General features: G+C 38.7%; 19 protein-coding genes. 15 read left to right on the top strand and 4 right to left on the bottom strand.

Translation table 11 applies throughout. The features are described from left to right. Positions 1–185 precede the first annotated feature (185 nt). The 6 genes from CA2015_RS16895 to CA2015_RS16870 all read left to right on the top strand — a co-directional run bounded on the left by CA2015_RS16895 (position 186) and on the right by CA2015_RS16870 (position 8,112). A complete protein-coding gene (locus CA2015_RS16895) occupies positions 186–698 on the top strand; it encodes a hypothetical protein (protein ID WP_048642966.1) in 513 nt (170 codons plus the stop codon). Positions 699–847: 149 nt separating this feature from the next. Further along, positions 848–2,533, top strand: coding sequence for a potassium channel family protein (locus tag CA2015_RS16890; protein ID WP_048642965.1), 1,686 nt, complete (start codon positions 848–850; stop codon positions 2,531–2,533). A gap of 734 nt (positions 2,534–3,267) precedes the next feature. Continuing rightward, positions 3,268–3,777, top strand: coding sequence for a hypothetical protein (locus tag CA2015_RS16885; protein ID WP_048642964.1), 510 nt, complete (start codon positions 3,268–3,270; stop codon positions 3,775–3,777). 281 nt (positions 3,778–4,058) lie between these two features. Beyond that, the gene (locus tag CA2015_RS16880) at positions 4,059–5,720 is read left to right on the top strand and encodes a ribulokinase (RefSeq protein ID WP_048642963.1); all 1,662 of its coding nucleotides are present in this window, start codon (positions 4,059–4,061) and stop codon (positions 5,718–5,720) included. Between the two features lie 341 nt (positions 5,721–6,061). Beyond that, positions 6,062–6,643, top strand: coding sequence for a DUF4136 domain-containing protein (locus CA2015_RS16875; protein WP_048642962.1), 582 nt, complete (start codon positions 6,062–6,064; stop codon positions 6,641–6,643). 155 nt (positions 6,644–6,798) lie between these two features. Further along, positions 6,799–8,112 (top strand): DEAD/DEAH box helicase, encoded by a 1,314-nt coding sequence (locus tag CA2015_RS16870; RefSeq protein WP_240477822.1) that lies wholly within the window; start codon positions 6,799–6,801, stop codon positions 8,110–8,112. 76 nt (positions 8,113–8,188) lie between these two features. Here the strand turns inward: CA2015_RS16870 and CA2015_RS16865 are convergent, their stop codons facing one another. Continuing rightward, positions 8,189–9,019, bottom strand: coding sequence for a phytanoyl-CoA dioxygenase family protein (locus tag CA2015_RS16865; RefSeq protein ID WP_048642960.1), 831 nt, complete (start codon positions 9,017–9,019; stop codon positions 8,189–8,191). A 375-nt stretch (positions 9,020–9,394) separates the two neighbouring features. On the opposite strand from CA2015_RS16865, the gene CA2015_RS16860 reads away from it, so the two are divergent. Both CA2015_RS16860 and CA2015_RS16855 read left to right on the top strand, forming a co-directional pair. Continuing rightward, on the top strand, positions 9,395–11,404 hold the full coding sequence (locus CA2015_RS16860) for an alpha/beta hydrolase (RefSeq protein WP_048642959.1): 2,010 nt from the start codon (positions 9,395–9,397) through the stop codon (positions 11,402–11,404). A 575-nt stretch (positions 11,405–11,979) separates the two neighbouring features. Next, complete coding sequence (locus tag CA2015_RS16855) at positions 11,980–12,921, top strand: hypothetical protein (protein ID WP_048642958.1); 942 nt, start codon at positions 11,980–11,982, stop codon at positions 12,919–12,921. Positions 12,922–13,315: 394 nt separating this feature from the next. Here the strand turns inward: CA2015_RS16855 and CA2015_RS16850 are convergent, their stop codons facing one another. Further along, positions 13,316–13,831 (bottom strand): acyl-CoA thioesterase, encoded by a 516-nt coding sequence (locus CA2015_RS16850; RefSeq protein WP_048642957.1) that lies wholly within the window; start codon positions 13,829–13,831, stop codon positions 13,316–13,318. A 103-nt stretch (positions 13,832–13,934) separates the two neighbouring features. Here CA2015_RS16850 and CA2015_RS16845 point away from each other — a divergent pair, with 103 nt between their 5' ends. The 3 genes from CA2015_RS16845 to CA2015_RS16835 are packed head-to-tail and all read left to right on the top strand — an operon-like array spanning position 13,935 to position 17,131. After that, positions 13,935–14,735, top strand: a complete 801-nt coding sequence (locus tag CA2015_RS16845) for a universal stress protein (protein WP_048642956.1) — start codon at positions 13,935–13,937, stop codon at positions 14,733–14,735. A gap of 3 nt (positions 14,736–14,738) precedes the next feature. Next, the gene (locus tag CA2015_RS16840) at positions 14,739–15,716 is read left to right on the top strand and encodes an NAD(P)H-quinone oxidoreductase (protein ID WP_048642955.1); all 978 of its coding nucleotides are present in this window, start codon (positions 14,739–14,741) and stop codon (positions 15,714–15,716) included. A gap of 44 nt (positions 15,717–15,760) precedes the next feature. Next, positions 15,761–17,131: an amidohydrolase family protein gene (locus CA2015_RS16835; RefSeq protein ID WP_048642954.1), complete on the top strand. Its 1,371-nt coding sequence runs from the start codon at positions 15,761–15,763 to the stop codon at positions 17,129–17,131. Between the two features lie 42 nt (positions 17,132–17,173). Here CA2015_RS16835 and CA2015_RS16830 read toward each other — a convergent pair whose 3' ends face one another. Beyond that, entirely contained in the window at positions 17,174–18,025 is an 852-nt protein-coding gene (locus tag CA2015_RS16830; protein WP_048642953.1) for a sugar phosphate isomerase/epimerase family protein, read from the bottom strand. 156 nt (positions 18,026–18,181) lie between these two features. On the opposite strand from CA2015_RS16830, the gene CA2015_RS16825 reads away from it, so the two are divergent. The 4 genes from CA2015_RS16825 (at position 18,182) to CA2015_RS16810 (ending at position 22,533) form a co-directional block, all read left to right on the top strand. After that, complete coding sequence (locus CA2015_RS16825; RefSeq protein WP_048642952.1) at positions 18,182–18,943, top strand: creatininase family protein; 762 nt, start codon at positions 18,182–18,184, stop codon at positions 18,941–18,943. Between the two features lie 15 nt (positions 18,944–18,958). Next, entirely contained in the window at positions 18,959–20,629 is a 1,671-nt protein-coding gene (locus tag CA2015_RS16820; RefSeq protein ID WP_048642951.1) for a M1 family metallopeptidase, read from the top strand. 70 nt (positions 20,630–20,699) lie between these two features. Beyond that, a complete protein-coding gene (gene proC, locus CA2015_RS16815) occupies positions 20,700–21,500 on the top strand; it encodes a pyrroline-5-carboxylate reductase (RefSeq protein ID WP_048642950.1) in 801 nt (266 codons plus the stop codon). 4 nt (positions 21,501–21,504) lie between these two features. After that, positions 21,505–22,533, top strand: coding sequence for an alpha/beta hydrolase (locus CA2015_RS16810; RefSeq protein WP_048642949.1), 1,029 nt, complete (start codon positions 21,505–21,507; stop codon positions 22,531–22,533). 441 nt (positions 22,534–22,974) lie between these two features. On the opposite strand, the gene CA2015_RS16805 is transcribed toward CA2015_RS16810, so the two are convergent. Beyond that, positions 22,975–24,114, bottom strand: a complete 1,140-nt coding sequence (locus CA2015_RS16805; protein WP_048642948.1) for a DUF4221 family protein — start codon at positions 24,112–24,114, stop codon at positions 22,975–22,977. Between the last annotated feature and the right edge of the window lie 88 nt (positions 24,115–24,202).

Below are 24,202 nucleotides of genomic sequence, written 5' to 3'. Positions count from 1 at the left end.
CAAGCAACAGGTATAAAAAACGGAGTATTGCTATCAAGACCTATTTTAGTAGTTTAGTTTTTACTAAAAATTCCATAGCATACTCTGTTAAGCAATAGGAGGTTTTCAATTCTCAGATTTGATTGAGACTTATCCTTTCATTATTACCTATAGCTTAATTAGAAATATTATTAAACAGAAAAGAAATGATTGTAGATATCGAACCAATTAGCTTAGGAATATCCTTAGCTGCAATTTTGGCATTTATTGCCCCTATATACATTAGCAAAAAGAAACAATCCAATATTCAAAAGGCCCATCAAAAAAAGTTTACAGACGAAGCAGAAAAATATGGTTTACTTTTGGGAACAAAGGACTATTGGAGAGGTGGTTATGGAATTGGAATTGATTATGGCAAACAAAAATTGTTTTACATGTACCCAAATGCTCAAATTGAATTTCAATTGATTCCTACCGACTGTATTTCTCATATTGACTTGCAAAAGCAAAGTCGGTCAGTTGGAACTGGTTCAAAAAAAGTAGAAGTGATAGACAAATTATCTTTGATAATAAGTCTATCATCAGTATCAGGAACTAAGTCATTTTTGTGTTTCTTTGATGGTGAGAAATACTCCGATTTATCAGGTGAGTGGCCACTAATTCAAAAGTGGAACAGCATCTTATTGGAAGAAATGGCCAAAAAAAAGGTCAATAAATAAGCAAAACTTCATTCTTTATAAATCCCGTTTAGAAGCTCTTTTTAAACGGGATTCTTTTTTTATTGCCTTCACTTCTTTTAGCATAATTATATAAAAGTATGCTATTGTACAAAAAGTTATGTATCTATGCTTTTTAAACCATAATTCAAATGAAGTTCCTAAGTTCTCAAATAAGTTACCTGCTTCAAAATAAACCCCATCGTCGAAACTTAAAATTGTTGTTTAGGTTTTTACTCATATTATTTTTGCTGGTAGTGATTTTTACCATCACTTTCCATCTTATCATGTTAAGTGAAGGAAGGTACTTTTCTTGGGTTACCGGACTGTACTGGACCTTTACTGTGATGACCACATTAGGGTTTGGGGACATCACTTTTGAAACCGATTGGGGTCGGGTTTATACCATGATTGTATTGCTTTCAGGCATGTTGTTTTTGCTCGTCTTATTCCCTTTTACCTTCATTAATTTTTTCTATTCACCATGGATGAAGGCCCAAGAACAATCCCGAGTGCCCAAAGTATTGGACAATACTATCAGTGAGCATGTCATACTCACCCACTTTGATGAAGTTTCGGAGGCATTAATCAAAAAACTAAAAACCTTCAAAATACCCTATGTGCTTTTGGTGCAAGATTTTTCAGAAGGCTTAAGGTTAAGCGAAATGGATATAGTAGTAATGCTCGGAGACCTGGATGACCCTATAACCTACCAAAATGCGCAGGTAAACAAAGCACTCCTAGTTGCTACTACCTCCTCAGATGTGGCCAATACCAATGTAGCCTTTACCATTAGAGAGGTCAATGAAAACATCCCCATTATTGCCACATGTAATTTCGAAGCCTCTGAAGACATTCTTAGTCTTGCAGGATGCAACAATGTATTGAGCCTAGGGGAAATGATGGGTACCTCCCTTTCAAGAAGAGCGAGCGTAGGTGATGCCAATGCAATGGTCATTGGTAAATTTGAAGAATTAAGCATAGCAGAAGCCACCGTGTCAGGATCAATCCTGGTAGGAAAAACCTTGAGAGAAGCCAAACTCAGAGAAACTGTAGGAATAAATGTTTTGGGTTTTTGGACCAGGGGAGTTTTTCATGCTCCACGTCCCGATGAACCTATTGCCACTAATTCTGTTTTGGTTTTAGCTGGAACAAATGAACAAATCAAAGCCTACAATGCCCATTTTTGTATTAAAAAATCCACTACAGAGCCTCTTGTCATTATTGGAGGAGGAAGAGTAGGAAGGGCAACAGGTATAGCACTTGAGGACAGAAATCTAAATTATAAGATTATAGAAAAACAGGAAAACAGAATCAAAGCCAATAGCAAATACATATTTGGCGATGCGGCAAACTTAGAAGTGCTTGTTGAGGCTGGAATTGAAAAAGCGCCCTGTGTTATAATCACCACACACGATGATGATGTAAACGCTTACCTAACAATTTATTGCAGAAAGCTGCGCCCTGATATTCAAATAATAACCAGGTCTACCCGTGAAAGAAATTTGGACACAATGCATAGAGCAGGAGCTGATTTTGTCATGTCTTATGCTTCAATGGGGGCCAATGCTATTTATAATTTACTTAAGAAAAGTGATATCTTAATGGTAGCTGAAGGTCTTGATTTGCTTAAACTAGAAGTACCAAAACAACTCGTTGGTAAATCAATCGCCTCCTCTTGCATACGCCAACTTACGGGCTGTACCATCATTGCTTTACAACAAGGTGGGAAATTGACGGTAAATCCCGAACCTGATTCGGTTTTAAATAAAAATGATGAAATTATACTAATTGGCACATCTGAAGCTGAAAATTATTTCTTTAAAAAATTTGGATAGAATTACGACTGTTTTTCTAAATGCATTAATTAATTTAATGTGACTACTATACTATATATCAAATAAGGGCTCTTTTTGGCTTCACCTATTCTCTATAGAATACCGAGAATCATACATTTCACAAGCAAATATTTACATAAACAACTTAAAATCAACCTTTAACCCGGATTATGTAATAGGATTTCTCCGCCCTGACAATGTCAGGGATGAAGCCTGTCCCGTGTTTACGGGAAGTGTTGCAATCGCAAGAAAATCAGGCTGTTTGGATATTTTAGCATAGCACCGCTATGGTGAAATTGAAAACAGCAACGATTGGGTATTTTGAAGCGATTTCAGCTCGTAATAGATTGTCTATTGCATATTTCGGGTTTAATAACCTATTCTTTACTTTTTCAATACTTAGGTGATGCACAATCTCCAAACAAGCTGTTTTTATTGAACTATCATTTCTCAAAAATGAAAAAACCCTTTAATGCAGGCCTTAAGATAAACAGGGATAACAATTAAACTTTGATCTTTTAAAATGGCAATTGGGGGAAGTAAAGGTTAACTAAACTATGGCAGTTTCAATAATACTATAGGCCATCTCATCACAATAAATCATTGAATAAACCATTAAAATTGAATTTATTATGCTTATAATTGTAAATTAAAACAAATCGATGGAAAATATTGCAATCAAATCCCCCTAAACATTTCATTTAAGTTTGATCCCACGACTTTGATCCCACGACATGACCAACATTAAAAACTCTTTAGCACTCGCTTTCCTACCTGGCTATTTGTTTTCGAGCAAATATGAGGACCAGGTTAAAAAGAATGAGGATGGTCGGAATCCTCCCGTAACCAAAAATCCTAAAGAAGGAAGTGATCAGGAATTAATAAGGAAATACCTAAAAGGATTGCAGCTGGAAAGCTACGATTATATAAAAGAAATTATCCATCCTGATTTTAAATGTATCAATACCAACACAGACTCCATTCACAATTCCATTGAAGAGATTACGCATTGGAAATCACAACACAACCAATTAAACCACCTTACTTTTAGTGAACCCAAACTCACTAGTGTTCGAGTAAATCGTGGCATTCTAAAAGGAGACTGGACATTGGTTTGGACTACATTTACCGCCTTGGATAGCAAAACTTTAAAATCCATTTCTTACGAATACCACATGGCTATTAAAACGGAAGAAAATAAGATTTTAGAAATTCAAACCTGGCATCAGGTTGATAATGGATAAAAACATCGATAACATTTAATTTAAAGACCAGGTTTTTTATAGACTTTGATGGGTCATTTTTGATTTTTTCCGTATATTTTTACATCAATGCCGGATTATGTTATAGTAATCCTATTGAAGGCTATCTTCACACGTTAAGTATAACATTCAGAAACTCTGTAGCCAAATCAAATGGTTGATTTAATTATTTGAAGTGATTTTAGCACATTCTAGGGGCTCTTTTGCCTAATTTCGGTTAATTAGATTTATTTCTCGCTTTATAACAATCCAAAATAATTAGTATGGACAATTACGTATTGGGTGTAGACTATGGAACAGATTCTGTCAGGTCCATCTTGGTCAATGCCCGCGATGGTATCACCCTTGCTTCCGAAGTTTACAATTACCCTCGCTGGAAAGAAGGGAAATATTGTGATCCAACAAAAAACCAATACAGACAACATCTTAACGACCATTTGGAAGGTCTTGCGCACACTGTAAAAGCCGTTATTCAAAAATCAGGCCTACCAAAATCACAAATTAAGGGGATTTGTGTCGATACCACTGGGTCATCTCCTTTACCGGTAAATAAAGAAGGTCATGCATTGGCACTAACTGATCAATTCTCAGAAAACCCCAATGCCCAAATGATTTTGTGGAAAGACCATACTTCAGTAGCAGAGGCAGATGAAATCAATCACCTGGCAAGAACATGGGGAGGTGAAGATTTTACAAAATACGAAGGAGGTATCTACTCTTCAGAATGGTTTTGGGCAAAGATATTGCATATTATAAGAGTGGATCCTGAAGTAGCCGAAGCGGCTTATTCTTGGATGGAACACTGTGATTATTTGACTTTTACCCTCATTGGAGGAACAGACCCAATTGCTTTCAAAAGAAGCAGGTGCGCTGCAGGGCATAAAGCACTCTGGCATGAGAGCTGGGGAGGTCTTCCTGAGGATGAATTTTTGGAGAAACTAGATCCAAGGTTAGTGAAATTAAAAGCGCAACTTTATAAGGAAACCTATACCTCTGATCAAGCAGCAGGATTACTTTCCAAAGAATGGGCAGAAAAGCTCGATTTGGAAGAAGGTATTCCAGTGGCTGTGGGTACTTTTGATGCCCATGCTGGAGCCATTGGTGGAGAAGTAGAAGAAGGTACGCTTGTAAAAGTTATGGGCACCTCCACCTGTGACATTATGGTCAGTTCTTATGCATCTTTAGAACACACTACCGTCAAGGGTATATGTGGTCAGGTGGATGGCTCTGTCATCCCTGGTAAAATTGGACTTGAAGCTGGTCAATCGGCATTTGGTGATGTTTTGGCATGGTTTGTAAAGTTGCTTCTAAAACCTGTTAGGAAAACGATCAATGATTCCTCAATGGGTGAAGAGCTAAAGAAACAAACGATCGATCTTTTGGAGCAGAACTTGATATTGACACTCTCCAGCGAAGCAGAGAAAATATCTGCGGAAACCACACAGGTATTGGCCTTAGACTGGATCAACGGGAGAAGAACTCCTGATGCAAACCAAAACCTAAAAGGCGCCCTAAAAGGACTGGATATGGGCTCGGATGCAGCTCATGTATTCAAAGCTTTGGTTGAGAGTATTTGCTTTGGATCAAAAAGGATAATAGAAAGGTTTAGACAAGAAGGCGTAAACATAGAACAAGTTATTGGTCTTGGTGGCGTGGCTAAAAAATCATCATTGGTCATGCAGACATTGGCAGACGTACTAAATATGCCTATAAAAGTGGCTAAATCTGAACAAGCCCCAGCATTAGGTGCTGCTATATATGCTGCCACTGCAGCTGGCATTTACCCTAACGTGACTGAAGCCATAGCAGCTATGGGGAATGGTTTTGATAAAGTCTATCAACCAAATGCTTCAAATGCTAAAATCTACGAGGCAAAATATGAGAATTACCTCTCCTTTGGGGACTTTATTGAGAGTCAAATCTGATTGATTAATCCATATTCCATCAACAAATTCCTTTGAAAACTAAGAGTGGCAACCAAATTAGGTTGCCACTCTTTTTATTTTACCCTGTTTTGTCTTCAAGAGTCCCAATACATAGTCCTTTAATATTCAGCAATATAAGTTTGCTCAATATCCAGTTAAAAACTTGGTTTTTATACTGAAATTCACTAACATTAATTCGATAATTAGTGATAAAATCCTAAACAAAAATTTAAATCTAAAGTTTATTTTAAGATTACAATTTTATATTTTGATCGGTACAGTTGAAATGTATCTCAAAAATCACCAGGACAATATGATTCACCACTTCTCAGAAAAAATGTATGAAAAAATTCAACTACTTTGTCTTTGTTTTACTGATATTTAATTCAGCCTGTTTGTCACAGAGAGACTTTATCGCAGAATACGATTACAATTATAAAGGTGCCTTTAAAAAATACAAAACCTTCGGGTTTGTGGCAGAAGAAGGGAAAAACGAAAGAGATTTCACCGGAATTATTGAAAAATCAATCTCCTCACGCCTTGGATCTCAGGGATTTAGAGAAAGAGACAACAATCCAGACCTCCTTATTATTCACAAATTATACATGAGTGAAGTACGCTATAGAGGTTACAATCAACCGAATTTCGATTATTGGCTTAAAAAGCAAGGAATTGAACTTGTAGAAGAATCTGTCTTAGATAGTCTGGAAAGGCAAAAAAGAGGCGAAAACTACAATGCCATTAAATACACACAAAATGATGGAATGCTTGTCGTTTTAGTAATCGACCACAAAAAAGGAAACACAATCTGGCAAGGATATACTTCAGCTTATTTTGACTACAACTCACCTAATATTCATATTGACTTGACCAGGGCCACTTATAAGGTAATGGATCAATTCAAAATTTTGACCAGAAACTAAGGTTGACGAATTTTATTTCCTCCATTAAGCAATCGAGTTTTCATAAAATAATGACACTGCACCAGAAAATATTAATTATTGGTGCAGTGTCATTTTAAATTCTTTCTATAAAACACCTTTGTCTCATTGCCTATCTGTATCTTTGCAATATGGAGATGAATAAGCAAACAGGTAGTGAAACTTTTTTAAAAAGGCTTTCTTTAAACAGTTTCAATAAGATGCAATTGGAATTTATGGAAAAGGCCAAAGCTGAAGCTCCCCTAATGCTTTTGGCTCCAACAGGTTCTGGAAAAACCCTGGCATTTCTCATTCCCATGATTCAGCACCTGGAAGTAAATGATTCTTCCGCTCTAATCATTGTCCCATCAAGAGAGTTGGCTTTACAAATAATGGAGGTTTTCAAATCGCTGAAGACTAATTTTCATGCTTGTATCTGCTATGGTGGGCATTCTATGAAAACAGAAGAAAATAGGCTTAACGAAAAACCACAGGTGATAATAGGTACACCAGGAAGGCTATCTGAGCATGTTCAGAAAGGCAATCTAAATGACATTAACATAAGTTTGGTTGTACTCGACGAGTTTGATAAATCCTTACAGTTTGGTTTTCATGAACAATTGAGGGTTATCTTTGAACGGCTTTCACATGAGCAGAAATATTTCCTAACCTCCGCCACCATCCTTGAAAATATTCCAGATTTCCTTCCTTTTAAAGACTATGAAAAGGTGAGTTTTTTGAAAGAGGGTGAGGTAATGACCTTATTGTTGCAACTCGTCAGAACTTCTAGTGTTGAGAAAATAGACACCTTAATGCGGTTAGTGGCAGATTTTGGACAGGAAAGCACCCTGGTTTTTTGCAATCACAGAGATGCTGTAGATCGCATAAGTCTACTTTTGACAGATTTCGGATTCCAACATGCAGTGCTTCACGGTGGATTGGAACAAATCGATCGTGAAAAAAACCTAATCAAATTCAGAAGCGGCACCCACCAGTTGCTCATTGCTACAGACCTTGCATCCAGAGGATTAGACATCCCAGAAATTAAGCATGTTGTCCATTACCAACTTCCTCCAAAAAAGGATGCCTTTATACATAGAAATGGTAGAACAGCTAGAATGATGGCTGAAGGTCAGAGCTATTTGGTGCTTGCCCATGAGGAATCCTTGCCTGATTATGTAGACAATAACCTACCAGAATACGAACTTCGCCAAGACTTCAAAGTCCCTGAACCATCGAACCTGACTTGTGTTTATATCAGTGTAGGGAAAAAGAACAAAATCAGCAAGGGCGATGTTGTTGGCTTTTTCACTAAAAAAGGCGGCTTAAAAGGATCTGATATAGGTATGATCAGCATTCTAGACAATGCCACCTATGTGGCTGTACCTACTGACAAAGTAGACGATCTTTTCGCCAATACAGATGGAGAAAAACTTAAAAAACTAAAAGTAAAAATGGAAGTGGCCAATTAATACTTGGCTTTTATGTGCCAGTAAAGGTTTAAGCAGGTCCTTATTAATATTAGCTCCTATTTCATCTCATTTAACCTTACTCCCAACCAGTGTTTTTCAATGCCGGGTCATTTTCTTTCTTGAGAAAATCCGCATTCGAAAGCGTTTCAGCCTCCCAATTTAAAATGGCTTCGTCAGGGATCGGTTCCAAAGCCACTTTCCATGCAGTAGAAGTCTCGCTATATGCAATATTGGACTGGGAATTAAAACAGGATATAATGGACCACCTTGGTGAATCAGAAAGGTTGGCTGCGGACCTGTGCAATAGGTTACTATGAAAAAAAAGTGCATCTCCAGGCTCTATTTCACAATAAACAAGCCCCATGGTTTTCAAAGCATTCTCTACCATTACCATATCCGCCCCCACCTGTTCTCCTGCAAATCCATGGTTTACTCTTCCTAGTTTATGCGAACCTTTGATTACCTGCAAACAGCCATTCTGTTTATTTGCCTCAGTAAGTGCTACCATTACGCTAATCAATTGGTCAGGAAACATAAACTGATTTTTGTACCAATAGCCATAATCTTGATGCCATTCCCATGCCCCACCTACCTTGGGTTCCTTCTGCATAAGTTTGGAATGAAAGTGGCAAACAGGAGCCTCTCCTTCTAGCAATTGACCTACAGAATTCACCATCTTTTCACTCCTAGTCAAATAGCCAAAGACATCATTTCCAGGTTTAAACCACAAAGAAAGCCTTGTTTTTTTACCGGATTGATCATTTAGATCCATGGCATTTTTACTCATGGCTTCATCCTCAATGGCCACCTTATAAAGCTTGTTCGTTTCCTCCTTGCTACAAAAACCTTTTACAAGTACGTAGCCATCTCTGTGATATTGCGCAATTTGTTCTTCGTTCAATTTCATATCCTATATAAAAGAAGTATAAGCTCTTGAAATAAATTTAATCTTAAATTCCTTAATTAATATTCTTGATCCTAAATCCTCAAATTACCATTATTGAGGAGACTGCCTCCAAATAAATCCAACTATTCAGAATCACTGCCATGAATTCTTTATTCAATCCAAATTACCAAAACATTAATAAATATGAAGGAAATTCACCTCTAAATCAAATCGTTGATTATTTAATTTTATCTAAAAAAGGGAATACAATAAGTCAGAACGCTAAATTTTCATCCTTCTAAACTAAATTTTACAAGTCCTTGTAGATTCCAAGTGAAAAATTTTGGTTTTAAGTATTATCAAGTATTAACTTACTACTTCATTGAATTCTAAAGAATGAAATATTTAATCCTGATTCCAATCAGCCTTCTGATAATAGCTACCTGGGCATGTAAAGAAGAGGCACCTGAAACTGTCACTGTGGTTCCTCATAATAACATCATGCAATACCTAGAGCAGGAATCAAAAAGCTTGACGGAGCACTTTTCTGCAAAATCTATCTCTACAGAAGAATGGGATTCAATTCGACCAGTTAAGTACCATCAATTTATAGAAATGATGGGTTTCAACATGGAGGAAGACAGGGATCCTCCCAAAGTCTACCCTAGAGGCACATTGAAACAAGATGGCTTTCATATTGAGAAGTTTTATTATGAATCCTTACCCAATTTATTTGTTCCTGCCAATCTTTACGTACCTGACAATATATCAAATCCCCGCGCTGCTGTTATTTACCTATCAGGCCATTCCCATGGTCAAAAAGTGAATTACCAGGCACACGCAAGAAGGTTAGCGGAACTTGGTTTTATTACTTTGATTTTTGAAACCATTCAATTTGGAGAGGTTTGGGGAGATCATTGGGGGCCTTATAACAAAGGCTGGTTCAATTGGTATTCTCGAGGTTATAATCCTGCGGCCGTAGAGCTTTGGAATGCCATAAGGGGCCTGGACTACCTTGCTACACGTGTTGACGTGGACATGGATAATATTGGTATCACCGGCATTTCAGGAGGCGGCTCCCAAAGCTGGTACTTTGCTGCAGCAGATCCAAGAGTAAAAGCAGCAGCACCTGTTTGCGGAGCGGGAACCATGGACTCGCAGGTAGGCGAAAGAAGGATTGATGGTCACTGTGATTGTATGATGATCAACAATGGTTTCCAAATGGATTTCACAGACATAGGAGCTTTAATTGCACCCAAGCCTTTGCTTATTGCCCAATCGGATAGGGATGAACTCTATGGAATTGAGTCTACCCGTCAGTTTTACAATTCCTTATCGGAATTCTATAGCAAGTTTGGAGCGGAAAATAATATCTCTCTGGTTGAAACAACTGGTGGGCATTCCTATCATCCGGTTTCCAGAAAAGCCATTTTCTCCTTTTTCCTCCACCACCTTATGGACAAAAATGTAGCGCCGGAAACAATAGCAGATATAGAAACCAATGCTGAAAACCTGCTTCCAGCAGATAGTCTAAATGTATACAATGGCACGCCGCCAGCTACAGATATTACCAAAACAATACAGCACTCTTTCATCCAAACAGCTGAACCTCCAATAATAAACAGTCGAGACGCGCTAATTGCCCAGCAAAATAAAGTTAAGGACTACCTTAAAACAAGAACCTTTGGAGCATTCCCTGATTCAGCGTTGGCTTTTGATGGAGAAATGATATACAGAACAGCGGATTTATCCAAGTTCGGGAATAACACCTATAGTTTTAACAGTGAAAAGGGCTGGAGACTCAAAGTGGATATATTTTACCGTCAACCTCAAGAGGAGAAATCTCCACTCCTTTTAGTATTAAGAAGCCCGGGAGAAGAACGATGGGAAAGCGAAGGCTATGCAAATAAAATGGCTGAGAATCACAATATCGCCTACCTGGAAGTCAGGGGTGTAGGAGAAGTGGGTTGGGCTCCAGAACTCAATTGGCATGTTAGACGAGCTGCTGCCTGGATAGGAAGAACCAAAGCCTCTATGCAGGTATATGATGCCATGCGGGCATTGGAATTTTGCAGGACCTTACCTGAAGTAGACCCTACAAAAATCAGTATTGCTGGTAGAGATGGAATGGCCACAATAGCCATGTATGCAGCCTTGATGGATGAGAAATGTGAAAGCATGTACCTGTCAAACCCACCCGAAACGCACAATCAAACAAGTCCAAAAAATGGAAGAGATTTTGCCTTAGAACTATTGAATGTGCTGCGTATTACGGATGCTTATCAAATTCCCGCTTTAGCCTATCCTACCAAAACCTATCTTTTGAATGAAATCCCTCCTGCATATGCTTGGTCGGATACTGTATTGAACAAGGCTGTTAATGAGCAATTGTACATTGTCAATTAATATAAAACCCCTTCTTTCACTATAGGAGCTACAGTTTTTATCCAATTTGTACTCCCTTATATTTTACCATCCCCAACAGGGCGAATAAATCCTATTACATAATCTGGGTTTAACCCGAAATATGCAATAGACATTCTATTACGTGCTGAAATCGCTTTAAAATCAGCCACTTCGTTGCTGTTTTCAATTTCACCATAGCGGTGCTATGCTAAAATCTCCAAACAGCCTGATTTTCTTGCGATTGCAACACTCATCACGAATTCTATTACATAATCCGGGTTTAATCAAACACATTTGGTGCAAAGCAATATAAATTGGCCATTTATTTTGTTTTTTATTAAATATATTTAATTTTATAAGGGCAAATCCAACACTACCTAATAAGACCAATGTATTGATTGCTTTTTTGTTCTTTTTTCTTTTAATAGAACAAAAGAAATTCTACCAGTTCAATAGAAGTCAATCATTGTCTTGCTGAAACTACTAGTTTTCGATTTCCTGCTATTGAGCGAACCAATTATTCTTCAAGCTACAAAATACCACTATCAACTTCGGGTTAAATAATCAATTGATCCATGAATAAAGCTCTTAAAGGTTCCAGTTTTTTATTCTATTTTCTCACAATAATTGTGTTTTTCATCCTAGGAGGTATGTTCTCAGGATACATGGGTGTAGGCAAAAATCAAGGATTAGCTGGTGCAACGATAGTATTTGGCTATGCCCTAATGTATGCTTTTGGTGCCTTAATCCTAGCAATAATATTGGCAGGTAGATTAAAAACAAAAGTCATCGTTTATACCAATTTTATCCTATTTGTTGTAATGTGTATTCTTCTCTTTCTTGGATACATGCGTCATTTAGAATTAGAGAAAAGCAAGGTTCCTGCCCAACAAAAGCAAATCACCCCCAAACCAACTGTCCCGGTCCAGCCAGTCCTCAATATCCAATTTGATAATGGCATGGGCCAGGGCTTCTTTAGCCCTAATTTTTCAGAAAATGACAAACTGTATTTTTATTCCCCATCAAACCCAAATGCATGGAATGGCCTTGGAAAAGTTATAGACAGTTTGGTGTTTTTTAAAAACCAGAATGGACAATATGACATCCAATATGCACCCCCTTACTTTTTCCCTGAAATAGTAAAACTAGATTACGATTGGCTGATGATAAAAGTGCTTACTTCCGGGAAGTTTATGCTGGAAGTGGAGATAAACAAAGAAACGGGTCAATCAGTACTTATAGATAAATTCAGTGGCAAGCTAATCTATTGGCCGGAGTTTATTCTGAACATAAATAGTGTGGAAATTCTTGATGAGTTCCCACAAAAGGTATTGATTAAACCTTTAGAAAATGCTTCGATTAACACTAGACCATATGATTTTTTGCAACCTATAGCGGTCCGTGGTGATTGGCTAAAAGTAAACCTTACAGACAAAGATTTCTCAAGCCTAGACCAAGGATGGATAAAATGGAGATCAGATGGAAAGTTAATTATCCGTTACAGTTTATTCAGTTAATTGCCTAATAGGGCAATGAACCTTCTTTGCCCTATTGAAATAAATTCCATTTAACATTTTATACAAATAAAAACCACAGCGGGCTGTATTTTTTCTACCAGAGATGTTAGCCCCTGATAGAAGATACGATTTTGCTGTAATTGTTTCTTTTTCTTTTAACCCGGATTATGTAATAGAATTTCTCCGCCCTGACAATGTCAGGGGTGAAGCCTGTCCCGTGTTTACGGGAAGTGTTGCAATCGCATGAAAATCAGTCTGTTTGGATATTTTAGCATAGCACCGCTATGGTTAAATTCAAAACAGCAACGAAGTGGCTGATTTTGAAGCGATTTCAGCACGTAATAGATTGTCTATTGCATATTTCGGGTTTAACAACCCAGCCAATATCAACTCATTAAGATTTTAAGAGGGCGGTTTTGATGTCTTTGATTCTTGATTTAAGTGTAGTTTCAGCCATATCCACCTCATCAGTAGTTGCCAATAAAAAGTCTTTGACTGCACCTTCATGATCCTTAGACTTACCTTGTTTCATGTCCACATACCGCATGGTTGTCCACATCAATGTTTTCAGCTCTTCCTTATTATCATCCGTCATGTAATATTCCACAATTACTGAATGGTGGTCATGCCAAATCACCCTACTCATAATTCTCACCCACTCCCCTACTCTAGCTGGCCTTACATAGGAAATACTGTGATTATAAACTACCCAAGCTGCCTGGTATTTACGGATAAAATCCATCATCTCCACACCATATAATTTGGGAACTTGGTCTTCTCTGGCATTGAAAAAATAATCGAAATATTTCGCATTATTGAGATGCTGTAAAGGGTCGCAATCCTGAAATCTGATGACTACCCTACTTTCTGTCTCTTTTGGATAGTGTTTGTCTTTATTGTATTCGAACATAACTGTTTAAGTTTAATGCTAATATCTTGCAAAGATATATGATTTAAATCATTGTGTAATTTAGATTAATATTCATTAACTTAATGCAAACTAAAAAGCTATCATGAAGATACTGGTTCCAACGGATTTATCTGAAAATGCAGACAATGCACTCACATTTGCTGTGTCCTATGCCCAGCAGCAATGTGCTTCCATTACCTTGATTTTCTCTTATTTTGCAGTTTACGATTTTGCTGCCGAAGCGGCTAGAATGGCCCAAACAATCGAAAGCAATGCGAACTCTGAATTACAGAAAATAAAAGAAAGGTTAGGCAATACCGTAGACATCGATTACAAAATCATTCAGGGTACTGTATCTACCGCCATCTTTTCTACAGCAAACAATGGGGACTTTGATCTTATCATCATGGGTACCCAGGGGGCTAGCGGCATTAAGAAAAACCTTATAGGTTCTAATACTGCTACTGTTATCAAAGAAAGTGCCATACCTGTAATAGCAGTACCGTTTTGTTCTTCCTTTGAAAGTATAAAAAACATCAAAGTAGCCGTTGATTTGAAGAATGAAAAAGAAGGTGTTTTCAAAAAACTAATCACACTCACCGAAACCTGGAACTTGCCCTATAAAATTATTCACGTCGAGAATAAACCAGACTTTAATAAAGACATCATTTTTAAAGGATTGGAAGCCTATTTAAATGAAAACTTTCCTGATAGTGAGTTTACTTTTGAAAAGCTCCAAGAAGTGAATACAGATAAAGGCTTAGAAAATTACATCAAAAATAAATCGGACAGCCTACTTGTCATGTTTACTAAAGACCGAGGATTTCTAGATTTTATATTTAAAAATAGCCATAGTGCCAAAATGGTTTACCATACACACATTCCCCTTCTGGTCATCAAATAGATTATGAAAGCAGTAGTTATCACACAAGCCGGAGAACCTGAGGTTTTAAAGATTGAAGAAAGAAATATGCCCGAAATCGGGCAAGATGAAATTTTAATAAAGGTTAGGGCTGCAGGCATTAACAGGCCTGATATAGCACAACGAAAAGGACATTACCCAGCACCTGAAGGTGCCCCAAAGGATATTCCCGGCCTGGAAGTTTCAGGATGGGTAGCAGGTTTTGGAGAAAATGTAAAAACCTGGGAAATTGGAGACAAAGTTTGTGCCTTATTGGCTGGCGGTGGGTATGCAGAATATGTATGCGCGCCCCAAAAACAATGCTTGACAATTCCCGAGGGACTTAGTATTGAAGAGGCTGCCTCACTTCCGGAAACCTTTTTTACGGTTTGGAACAATGTCTTTGAAATTGGCAAATTTAAAAAAAATGAAACCGTGCTCATCCATGGAGGTAGTAGCGGTATTGGAGTGGCCGCCATACAAATGATCACAGCCATGAATGGTGAGGTCATTACAACAGCAGGATCTCAGGAAAAATGCGAAACATGCCTGGAATTGGGTGCCAGCCTGGCCATCAATTACCAGCAACAGGATTTTGAAGAGGAGGTAAAAAAAGCGCTTGGAGAACAAAGAGTAGACATAATTCTGGACATGGTCGGTGGAGACTATACCATCAAAAACCTACGCCTATTGAACCGAAAGGGACGGTTAATCATGATTAATGCCATGAAAAACAAAATTGGCGAGGTGGATTTGCTACGTATTATGACCAGAGAACTGGTACTCACCGGATCTACCCTCCGACCCCAATCAAGAAACTTCAAAGGACATATTGCTACCCAATTAATGGCTAAAGTTTGGCCCTTATTCCCTGATAAAATCAAACCTGTAATTCATACCGCTTTCCCATTGTCAGAAGCTGCTGAGGCGCACAGGTTATTAGAGAGTTCCAAGCACATTGGTAAGATTTTATTGTTGGTATAAAATATACCTGATAATTATCCACTAACAAGAAACAATTGCATGTCATGAAAAGCCATTTAATTAATCTATTTCTTATAGCAATCCTTTTCAGTTGCTCTGCCAAAAAAGACAGCTACGTTTTGACTGCTGATCAAATCGTTTTTAAGGAGGTAAATGTCATAGATGTCAAAACAGGATCCATTTCTCCTGCACATGTTATCGTTAAAGGAAAAGAAATTGAACAGATCATTCCATTAGATGAAGAAGTAGATTTTGCTGAAGCCAGAGTAATTGAAGGAAAGGGAAATTACCTACTTCCTGGCTTAGCAGAAATGCACGCCCATATCCCAGACAAAGCCTGGGATGATCCTTTAGTTCAAGAAACCTTATTCTTGTACCTGTCCAATGGGATCACCACCATCCGGGGAATGTTGGGAAACGAATTGCACCTGCCTTTGAGAGAAAAAGCAGCAAACCAAGAAATTCTATCTCCAAGAATCTACACCTCCAGTCCATCTTTAAACGGAAACACCGTCCCTACTCCCGAGGAAGCACGTGAGAAGGTCAAAAAATATGCAGAAGCAGGTTATGACTTTCTAAAGCTTCATCCTGGTATCAGAAAACATGTCTTTGATACCATAGTAGCGGCTTCAAGTGAATATGGAATCCCTTTCGCGGGCCATGTATCCAATTTGGTCAGAATCAGACATGCTTTGACCAATGGCTACCAAACTATAGACCATGCCGATGGTTATATTGAAGGATTGGTTCCTGAATCAGCTGGTATTAATCCTACGGAGAATGGTTTCTTTGGCTATAATTTCACCGATTTGGCTGATCCAAATACAATCTCTGAATTGGTAGCCCTAAGCAAAGAAAACAAGGTGTGGGTGGTTCCTACTCAGTCTCTTTTTGAGCGCTGGTTTTCCCCTATTCCAGCTGAAGAATTGGTTGCTCAGAAAGAAATGCAATACATGAGCCCACAAACCAGAGAAAATTGGGTGAACAGCAAAAACAATCTGACCAAAGCGGACAACTTCGATGAAGCAAAATGGAAGCAGTTCAATCAAATCAGGTATCAATTGATCAAGGCATTACATGAAGATGGACAAGGCTTACTTATGGGCTCTGATGCACCTCAAGTATTCAATGTACCCGGATTTTCAATCCACCATGAAATGCAAGGCATGCTGACTGCAGGCTTGAGGCCTTTGGAAATATTACAAACAGGCACCCTTAATCCTGCCCTATATTTTGATGGTAACTTCGGTGATATAGAAGTGGGAATGGAAGCAGATTTAATACTGCTTAGGGAAAACCCTTTGGAGGATTTAAATCACATGAAAAACCCATTGGGAGTGATGGCCAGGGGGCAGTGGATTGATAAAAAAATGATCAAGGAAAAACTTAGTCAAATAGCAAATAAACACAAATAGCCAAGATCAATGGGCCATTTGTGCTTATAAAATGATTCAATATCAACCTAGAGCGTCAACCACGCCACGGTAATAACCTACTGATTCAGCAATACCAGCCATCGGGTCTTTCATGTCTTTTTCATATTCCATGGCCAAGTGTCCAGTATAATTGGTTTTTGCAAGCATTTTAACAACTGCAGGAATATCGATTACTCCTCTTCCCAGTTCAATTGTTTTGCCTTCCGCTTTGGCTGCTGAAACATTTTTTAAGTGAAGATCAAAAATACGGTTTTTGTATTTCTTAATGTCCGCTACAGGATCATGTCCATCACGCATATTGTGCCCTATATCAAAACACATCCCGATTCGGTCGTCCAAATCTTTTATATGACTCATGATAACTGTAGCATTTGGATACAATTTATCTTCCGGACCATGATTGTGTATGGCAAACCTAATATTGTATTCTTTTACTTTACTATCCAGGTAAGATAAATCTTCTATTCTTGGAATACCAACAATCATATCCACACCAACCCTTTTGGCATAATCAAAAGCCTTGTCTATAGCCTCCTGAGTTTTAGAATAAATTGGTCCTACTGCATAACCTTTTATGTTTGCATCAGCCAAACGCTTGTGAAAAGCGGCAATTTCAGCATCAGTACTGTCCATTGGTAAATGAAAATCCTTGATACAAAGGTAATTTACATCTACTTTTTGAATCATCTCTATGGCTTCTTTCAACTTGAAATGAACAAATGTATAGCCCGCAAATGCAAGTTTAAGCTCAGCTGGTTTGGCAAAAGGAAGGGTTTCTGCTTTAAGGTTTGACCCAGCTAAAACTACTCCTCCTACAGCTCCAAAGATACTTTTTTTAACAAAGTCTCTTCTATTTTTTTTCGATTGTGACATGATAAAATGGTTTATTCTATTCTATTGTTAATTGTCTGAGACACTTTTTATTCTTGCAATATAAAGGGAAGTAAGGAATTTTATGGATGGGAATTCTAAAAATTTATGGTTTATTTACATTATAAGAGAAAATAAGTAATAAAAAATAGACTATCAATGAGACCTTATATCCTCGCAGAGACGAACTGGAAAGCACTTAAAGAAGAAAAAATTGAATTGGCGGTATTGCCTTGGGGAGCTACAGAAGCCCATAATTACCACCTTCCCTATGGAACAGATGTCTACGAAGCAGATGCCATCGGAGCTGCTGCAGGTAAAATTGCCTGGGAGGCCGGTGCTAAAGTGATGATATTGCCTACCATTCCTTTTGGGGTTAATACCGGACAGGCCGATATCTATTTGGATATGAACCTAAATCCTAGCACCCAACTAGCGATTTTGAAAGACCTCGTTGCTGTACTTCACCGACAAGGGATACCTAAATTGCTTATCCTAAACAGCCACGGAGGCAATGACTTTAAAACCATACTAAGAGAAATTGGTCTGCTATTTCCAGACATGTTCTTTAGTACCTGCAACTGGTTTCAAGCCATGGACAAACCCAAGTATTTTGAACATATGGGAGACCATGCAGACGAAATGGAAACCAGCCTGATCATGCATCTCCACGGCCATTTGGTGCTCCCGCTGGAAGAAGCCGGTGACGGAAAAGAAAAGAAATCAAAAGTGAAAGCCATTCGTGAAGGTTGGGCATGGGCAGAGAGGAAATGGTCAATGGTCTCCGAAGATACAGGAATAGGCAACCCTAAAGCCTCGTCGGCAGAAAAAGGTGAGCGTTTCTTAAAAGATGCCAGTAAAAAAATTGCTGAATTGATGATTGAATTGACCGAAATGGATATCAATGACCGCTACGAATAAACCCTTAAATTGTTAATGAAAGTAACAGTACAAAAAATAACCTTTAGCATTTCCTTTCTTTTGTTGGTCTTGCTAATCATTCCCTCCGGAATGGCCCAAAACACGGACCGAACTTATAACAGGCAGGATAGTTTGCGAGGAAGTATTACTCCGGAAAGGGAATGGTGGGACCTGGTATATTATCACCTCGACATCGAGGTCAAGCCCAAGCAAAAGTCCATTGAAGGAAGCAATACCATTTACTATAAAGTAGTGAAGCCTGGGAAGGTCATGCAAATTGACTTGCAACAGCCTATGAAAATTCAGGGGTTTTTCCAAAATGGCAAAGAGCTGGATTTCATAAAAGAAGGGAACGCCTATTTTGTCACCCTTGTAGAGCATCAAAAGGAAGGAGATTTACACTTTCTTGAGGTAAGCTACAGCGGTACGCCAAGGATAAGCCCTAACCCTCCCTGGACAGGAGGCTTAACTTGGGAAGAAGACAAAAAAGGAAAACCTTTTATCGCCAATTCCAACCAAGGGGATGGAGCAAGCCTCTGGTGGCCATGTAAAGACCACATGTACGATGAACCTGACAGCATGCTGATCAGTGTAAAGGTTCCGGATCCACTTATGAACGTATCCAATGGCAGGCTTCGGGAAATAGAGAAACACAAAGATGGGAAAAGCTCTTTCCACTGGTTTGTTAGCAACCCGATAGCCAATTATGGGGTTAACCTAAGCATAGCAGATTATGCGCATTTTTCAGAAATGTATCAGGGTGAAAAAGGGCCATTAAGCCTGGATTATTATGTACTCAAGGAAAACCTAGAAAAAGCCAAGGTGCAATTTAGGGATGCACCCAGACTGATGCGGGCCTTCGAGCACTGGTTTGGCCCCTACCCTTTTTATGAGGATGGTTTTAAGCTGATCGAGGTGCCTTATCTTGGCATGGAACACCAGTCGGCTGTCACCTATGGCAATGGCTATTCCAATGGTTACAAGGGCAAGGATTTTAGTGAAACAGGCTGGGGACTTACCTTTGATTATATCATCATTCACGAAGCAGGACACGAGTGGTTTGCCAATAACATCACCTATAAAGACATTGCCGACATGTGGATTCACGAAAGTTTCACCACTTATTCGGAAAGTCTTTTCTTAGATTATCACTATGGTGTCATTGCGGGGAATCAATACCTTCAAGGGGCTAGAAATATAATAAGAAACGATGGCCCCATTATTGGGGATTATGATGTAAATCAAAGGGGTTCCGGAGACATGTATTTTAAGGGAGCCAATATCCTACATACGCTACGGCAATGGATTGACAATGATGAAAAATGGAGAGGCATTTTAAGGAAAATGAACAAGGTTTTTTACCATCAGACGGTAACTACCGTTGAAATAGAGACCTTTTTGGCTGAGGAAAGTGGTTTGAACCTTCAGGCTTTCTTTGACCAATACCTTCGTACGGAAAAGGTACCGATTTTTCAATATTACTGGAAAGATAACAAATTGTATTACCGGTGGGAAAACAGCGTTGCCGATTTTGCCATGCCGGTTAAAATTAATCAAAAGGAAGAGACGCATTGGATTGACCCGGAAAAAGGCTGGAAAAGTTCTGGAAAGTTAGAAGCAAACGTAGCCATTGAAGTAGATCCAAACTTTTACATTTACACACAACAAATTCAAGCCATCAAATAAATGGTCATCCCCGAAATCTCATAAATTATGAGTAAATTTATTGCTTGATTTTAAATAAGGACTAAAATAAATGGACAACAATACTAAAATAGCCATCATAGGTTGCGGAAACCTGGGGCTTTCTATAGCCAATGGCTTATTGAGTACAGAAGGATTTGACGGAAAAAGGCTAATCGTTACCAAAAGACATCCGGAAAGTTTGTTTTACCTAGAATCCCAAGGAGTCACAGTACTAGCTGATAATAAAGAAGCCGTTAAGGATGCCGACTTTGTAATTTTAGGTGTTAAACCTTACAATATTCAGCCTATTCTACAGGAGATTAAGCCATTTTTAAAGAAAGACAAGCAAGTAATCGCCTCTTTGGCTGCTGGTATTACCTTGCAGGCCATAAAGGCTGAACTAGAACCCGGTACTACTGTTTTCAGGGTTATGCCCAATATAGCAGCAGATATTAAAGAATCCATTACCTGCATTTGTGGGGAAGGTTTTGACCAAAAAACAGAAGAGGCCATCAAAGCCATTTTCAATAGTGTAGGCATTAGCATCACCATAGAAGAACACCTGATGGAAGCGGCCACTGTTTTGGGGGCTTGCGGCACTGCATTTGTTCTGCGCTTTATGCGCGCCATGACACAAGGAGGAATCCAAATAGGATTTGATGCCAAAACAGCCAATAAAATTGTGACGCAGACGGTCAAAGGTGCTGCCGAATTGATTATTCAGAAAGGGATTCACCCTGAAGCAGCCATAGATAAGGTGACGACGCCAAAAGGCTCTACCATCAAGGGCTTAAATGAAATGGAGCACCATGGCTTCAGTTCTGCCATGGTAAGAGGGGTAGTTGCCTCTTACGAAGACATCAAAAAATAAAATCATGAAAAGAGTCCTTCCCTGGCTGATGGGTTCAGCCATTTTTATTGTCATCTTTTATATGCTCGGACCAAAAGAAAGCATTCAGGACTTATCCGGTACCTATCCTGAAGTGCCATCAAATCTCAATAACCTGGAAGCCTATATACAGCAGGGTGAAGACACTGTGCAAGGCCTTAAACCTAATAATGAAGCCAGGATAGTCTGGGCTGACCCTGAGAGAAAGGAAAAAACCGCTTTCAGTATTCTCTATGTACACGGTTTTGGTGCCAGTCAGATGGAGGGCGACCCTGTGCATCAGCAATTGGCCAAACATTTTGGTGCCAACCTCTACTTGGCCAGGCTACCGGAACATGGCATAGAGCGTGCAAATGCCTTTGAACACCTAAATGCCAAAAGCCTGGTGGATGGGGCAAGAAGAGCCTATATGATCAGCAGACAATTGGGGGATAGTGTAATCGTAGTAGGGACCTCTATGGGTGGTGCCTTGTCATTGATCCTGGCAGAGGAAAGACCGGAAATTCATTCCTTGGTATTGTACTCCCCATGTATCGGCATCTATGGTGATCGACTCGATCCCTTGTTTCAGCCTTGGATGAAACAACTAATGGAAATGACAATGACCAATGAAAATGGGGTGCAGGTGATAGAAAGAGAACCCGAAGAAGGAAAATATTGGGCAACAAATTATCATATCAATGCTTATACAAGTCTGGCTGTTCTGCTAAAAAGTAAAATGAACAAGGAAACCTTTGAAAAAGTAAAACAACCACTTTTTCTGGCCTATTATTACAAAAATGAGGAAGAGCAGGACAAGGTAGTTTCCGTTCCAGCCATGCTGGACATGTATGCCAGTGTAAGTACTCCTGAAGACAAAAAGCGGAAAGTAGCTTTCCCTGAGGCCGGTGACCATGTGATTGCTTCCAGTTTGAAAACGGAAAGTTGGGACGAAGTGCTAGAGGAAAGCATAAAGTTCCTGGAAGAAGTAGTCCAGCTAAGCCCAGCGAATAGTGTGAATGTAATGGAGAAATAAATTTAAACCCGGATTAAGTAATAGGATTTCTCCGCCCTGACAAGGTCAGGGGTGATGCCTGTCCCGTGTTTACGGGAAGTGTTGCAATCGCAATCAGACTGTTTGGAGATTTTAGCATAGCACCGCTATGGTGAAATCTCCAAACAGCAACGAAGTGGCTGATTTTAAAGCGATTTCAGCACATAATAGAACGTATATTGCATATTTCGGGTTAAAGTCAGTAACGCAATCGTCAATTGAAGAAATATCAAAATCCCCCTTTTTTCCAAAGGGGGACTAAGGGGGATTTCTAACGTAAACATTCTAAAATATAAGGTTGATACAATTGGAAATTCAAATTGAGATTTTTTTCATAAACTGTAAACCTATTACATTATTTAAATTATCAAGGTGGCACTATTTAGCGGCTTTGCAATTTTATTTCCGTTAATCCTGATAAGCTTATTCCTCTCTCAACTCCGGCGTAAATATTAAGTACCTTAACATATCCTCATTATATTCTGGGTTAAATGGATTGTTTGCAGAAATGTACAATCCTTTCTCACCTACAAAATGGTTATTTAATGAATAAACCTGAAATTTATCAAAAATATGTTCACCGATAATATTCAGTTCGCTATCCAAAACCATCACACCCGAATAGGGTCTTGAGAATTCGAGGTCTAAATGATTGTATTCTTCCTCCAAGATTTCGGGATCAAAGGAAGGTAAGAAAAACCTGTAAAATACATTCCTGTACTTATCATAAAGAAGGCTTTTATAACGGTCTGAAGAAAAAGAATTTGCTAAGGCTTTTTCCATTGGTAAGATTTCATTGACGTAATCAGGTTTGTTGACATGATTAGATTTCACCTCCTTTCGATTTGTAACTGTACCTGAGGCCAAATCAAAAACCTGAATCTCATGGTCATGCCAAGGTGCAATGTATAGCTTTCCATCCTTTTCTGTCCATGAGTAACCGGAAGGCTTTTTGCCATTATCCCAATAGTCTTCTCTGTAAAATACATCGTACCACTCCACATCTCCTGTATTGACATCCAAACTAAAGACCAATCTTTGCTTTTGAATGGCATCTTTATTCATCCCATGATGGTCCATGAATAGTGGCTGTGAGCCGAAAATTTTGTTTCCATATTGATGCATTCGCCTATCAAAGTCAGATCTTATTACGGTAAGTGGTGTTTGATCGTCAATAATAGTCACCTTTTTTAATACTTCTCCGCTAAAGTTAGTTAAAACTAAGCTTGGAGGCCTGTTGGTTACCCAAAGAGAATCCCATCCGGTAACTGTTCCGGCATTAAACCCTGAAATCCCATTTTCTCCCTCTCGCTGAATTGTTATTTCATGAGCGATCCCTCCTGAGGGAAGTTCAAGAAATTGGAATTTATCCTTAAAGTCGTTTAAAAGTAAAAGGTATTCACCCGAGTCTGAGGCAATCAACTGGGTATATCGAGGATTAACCGGAATGGTTTCTAAAAGCTTAATTTCAAGAAGATTGGTCTTAAAATCAATTGTCTTCTCTTCTACCGAACCATTACATCCGGTAGCTATCAATATCAATAACGGAAAAAATATTCTCATTCTCACAAGCAATTAAGGGTACTTAATAATTTACAAAATTTTAAAAAGCTCATTTAAACTTTAATTTAACCAAAACCCATGTATCCTC

The sequence above is a fragment of the Cyclobacterium amurskyense genome (genome assembly GCF_001050135.1).
Lineage (GTDB): Bacteria > Bacteroidota > Bacteroidia > Cytophagales > Cyclobacteriaceae > Cyclobacterium > Cyclobacterium amurskyense.
Note: the sequence above shows the minus strand (reverse complement) of the source record. Positions and strands in the feature narration are given on the sequence as shown.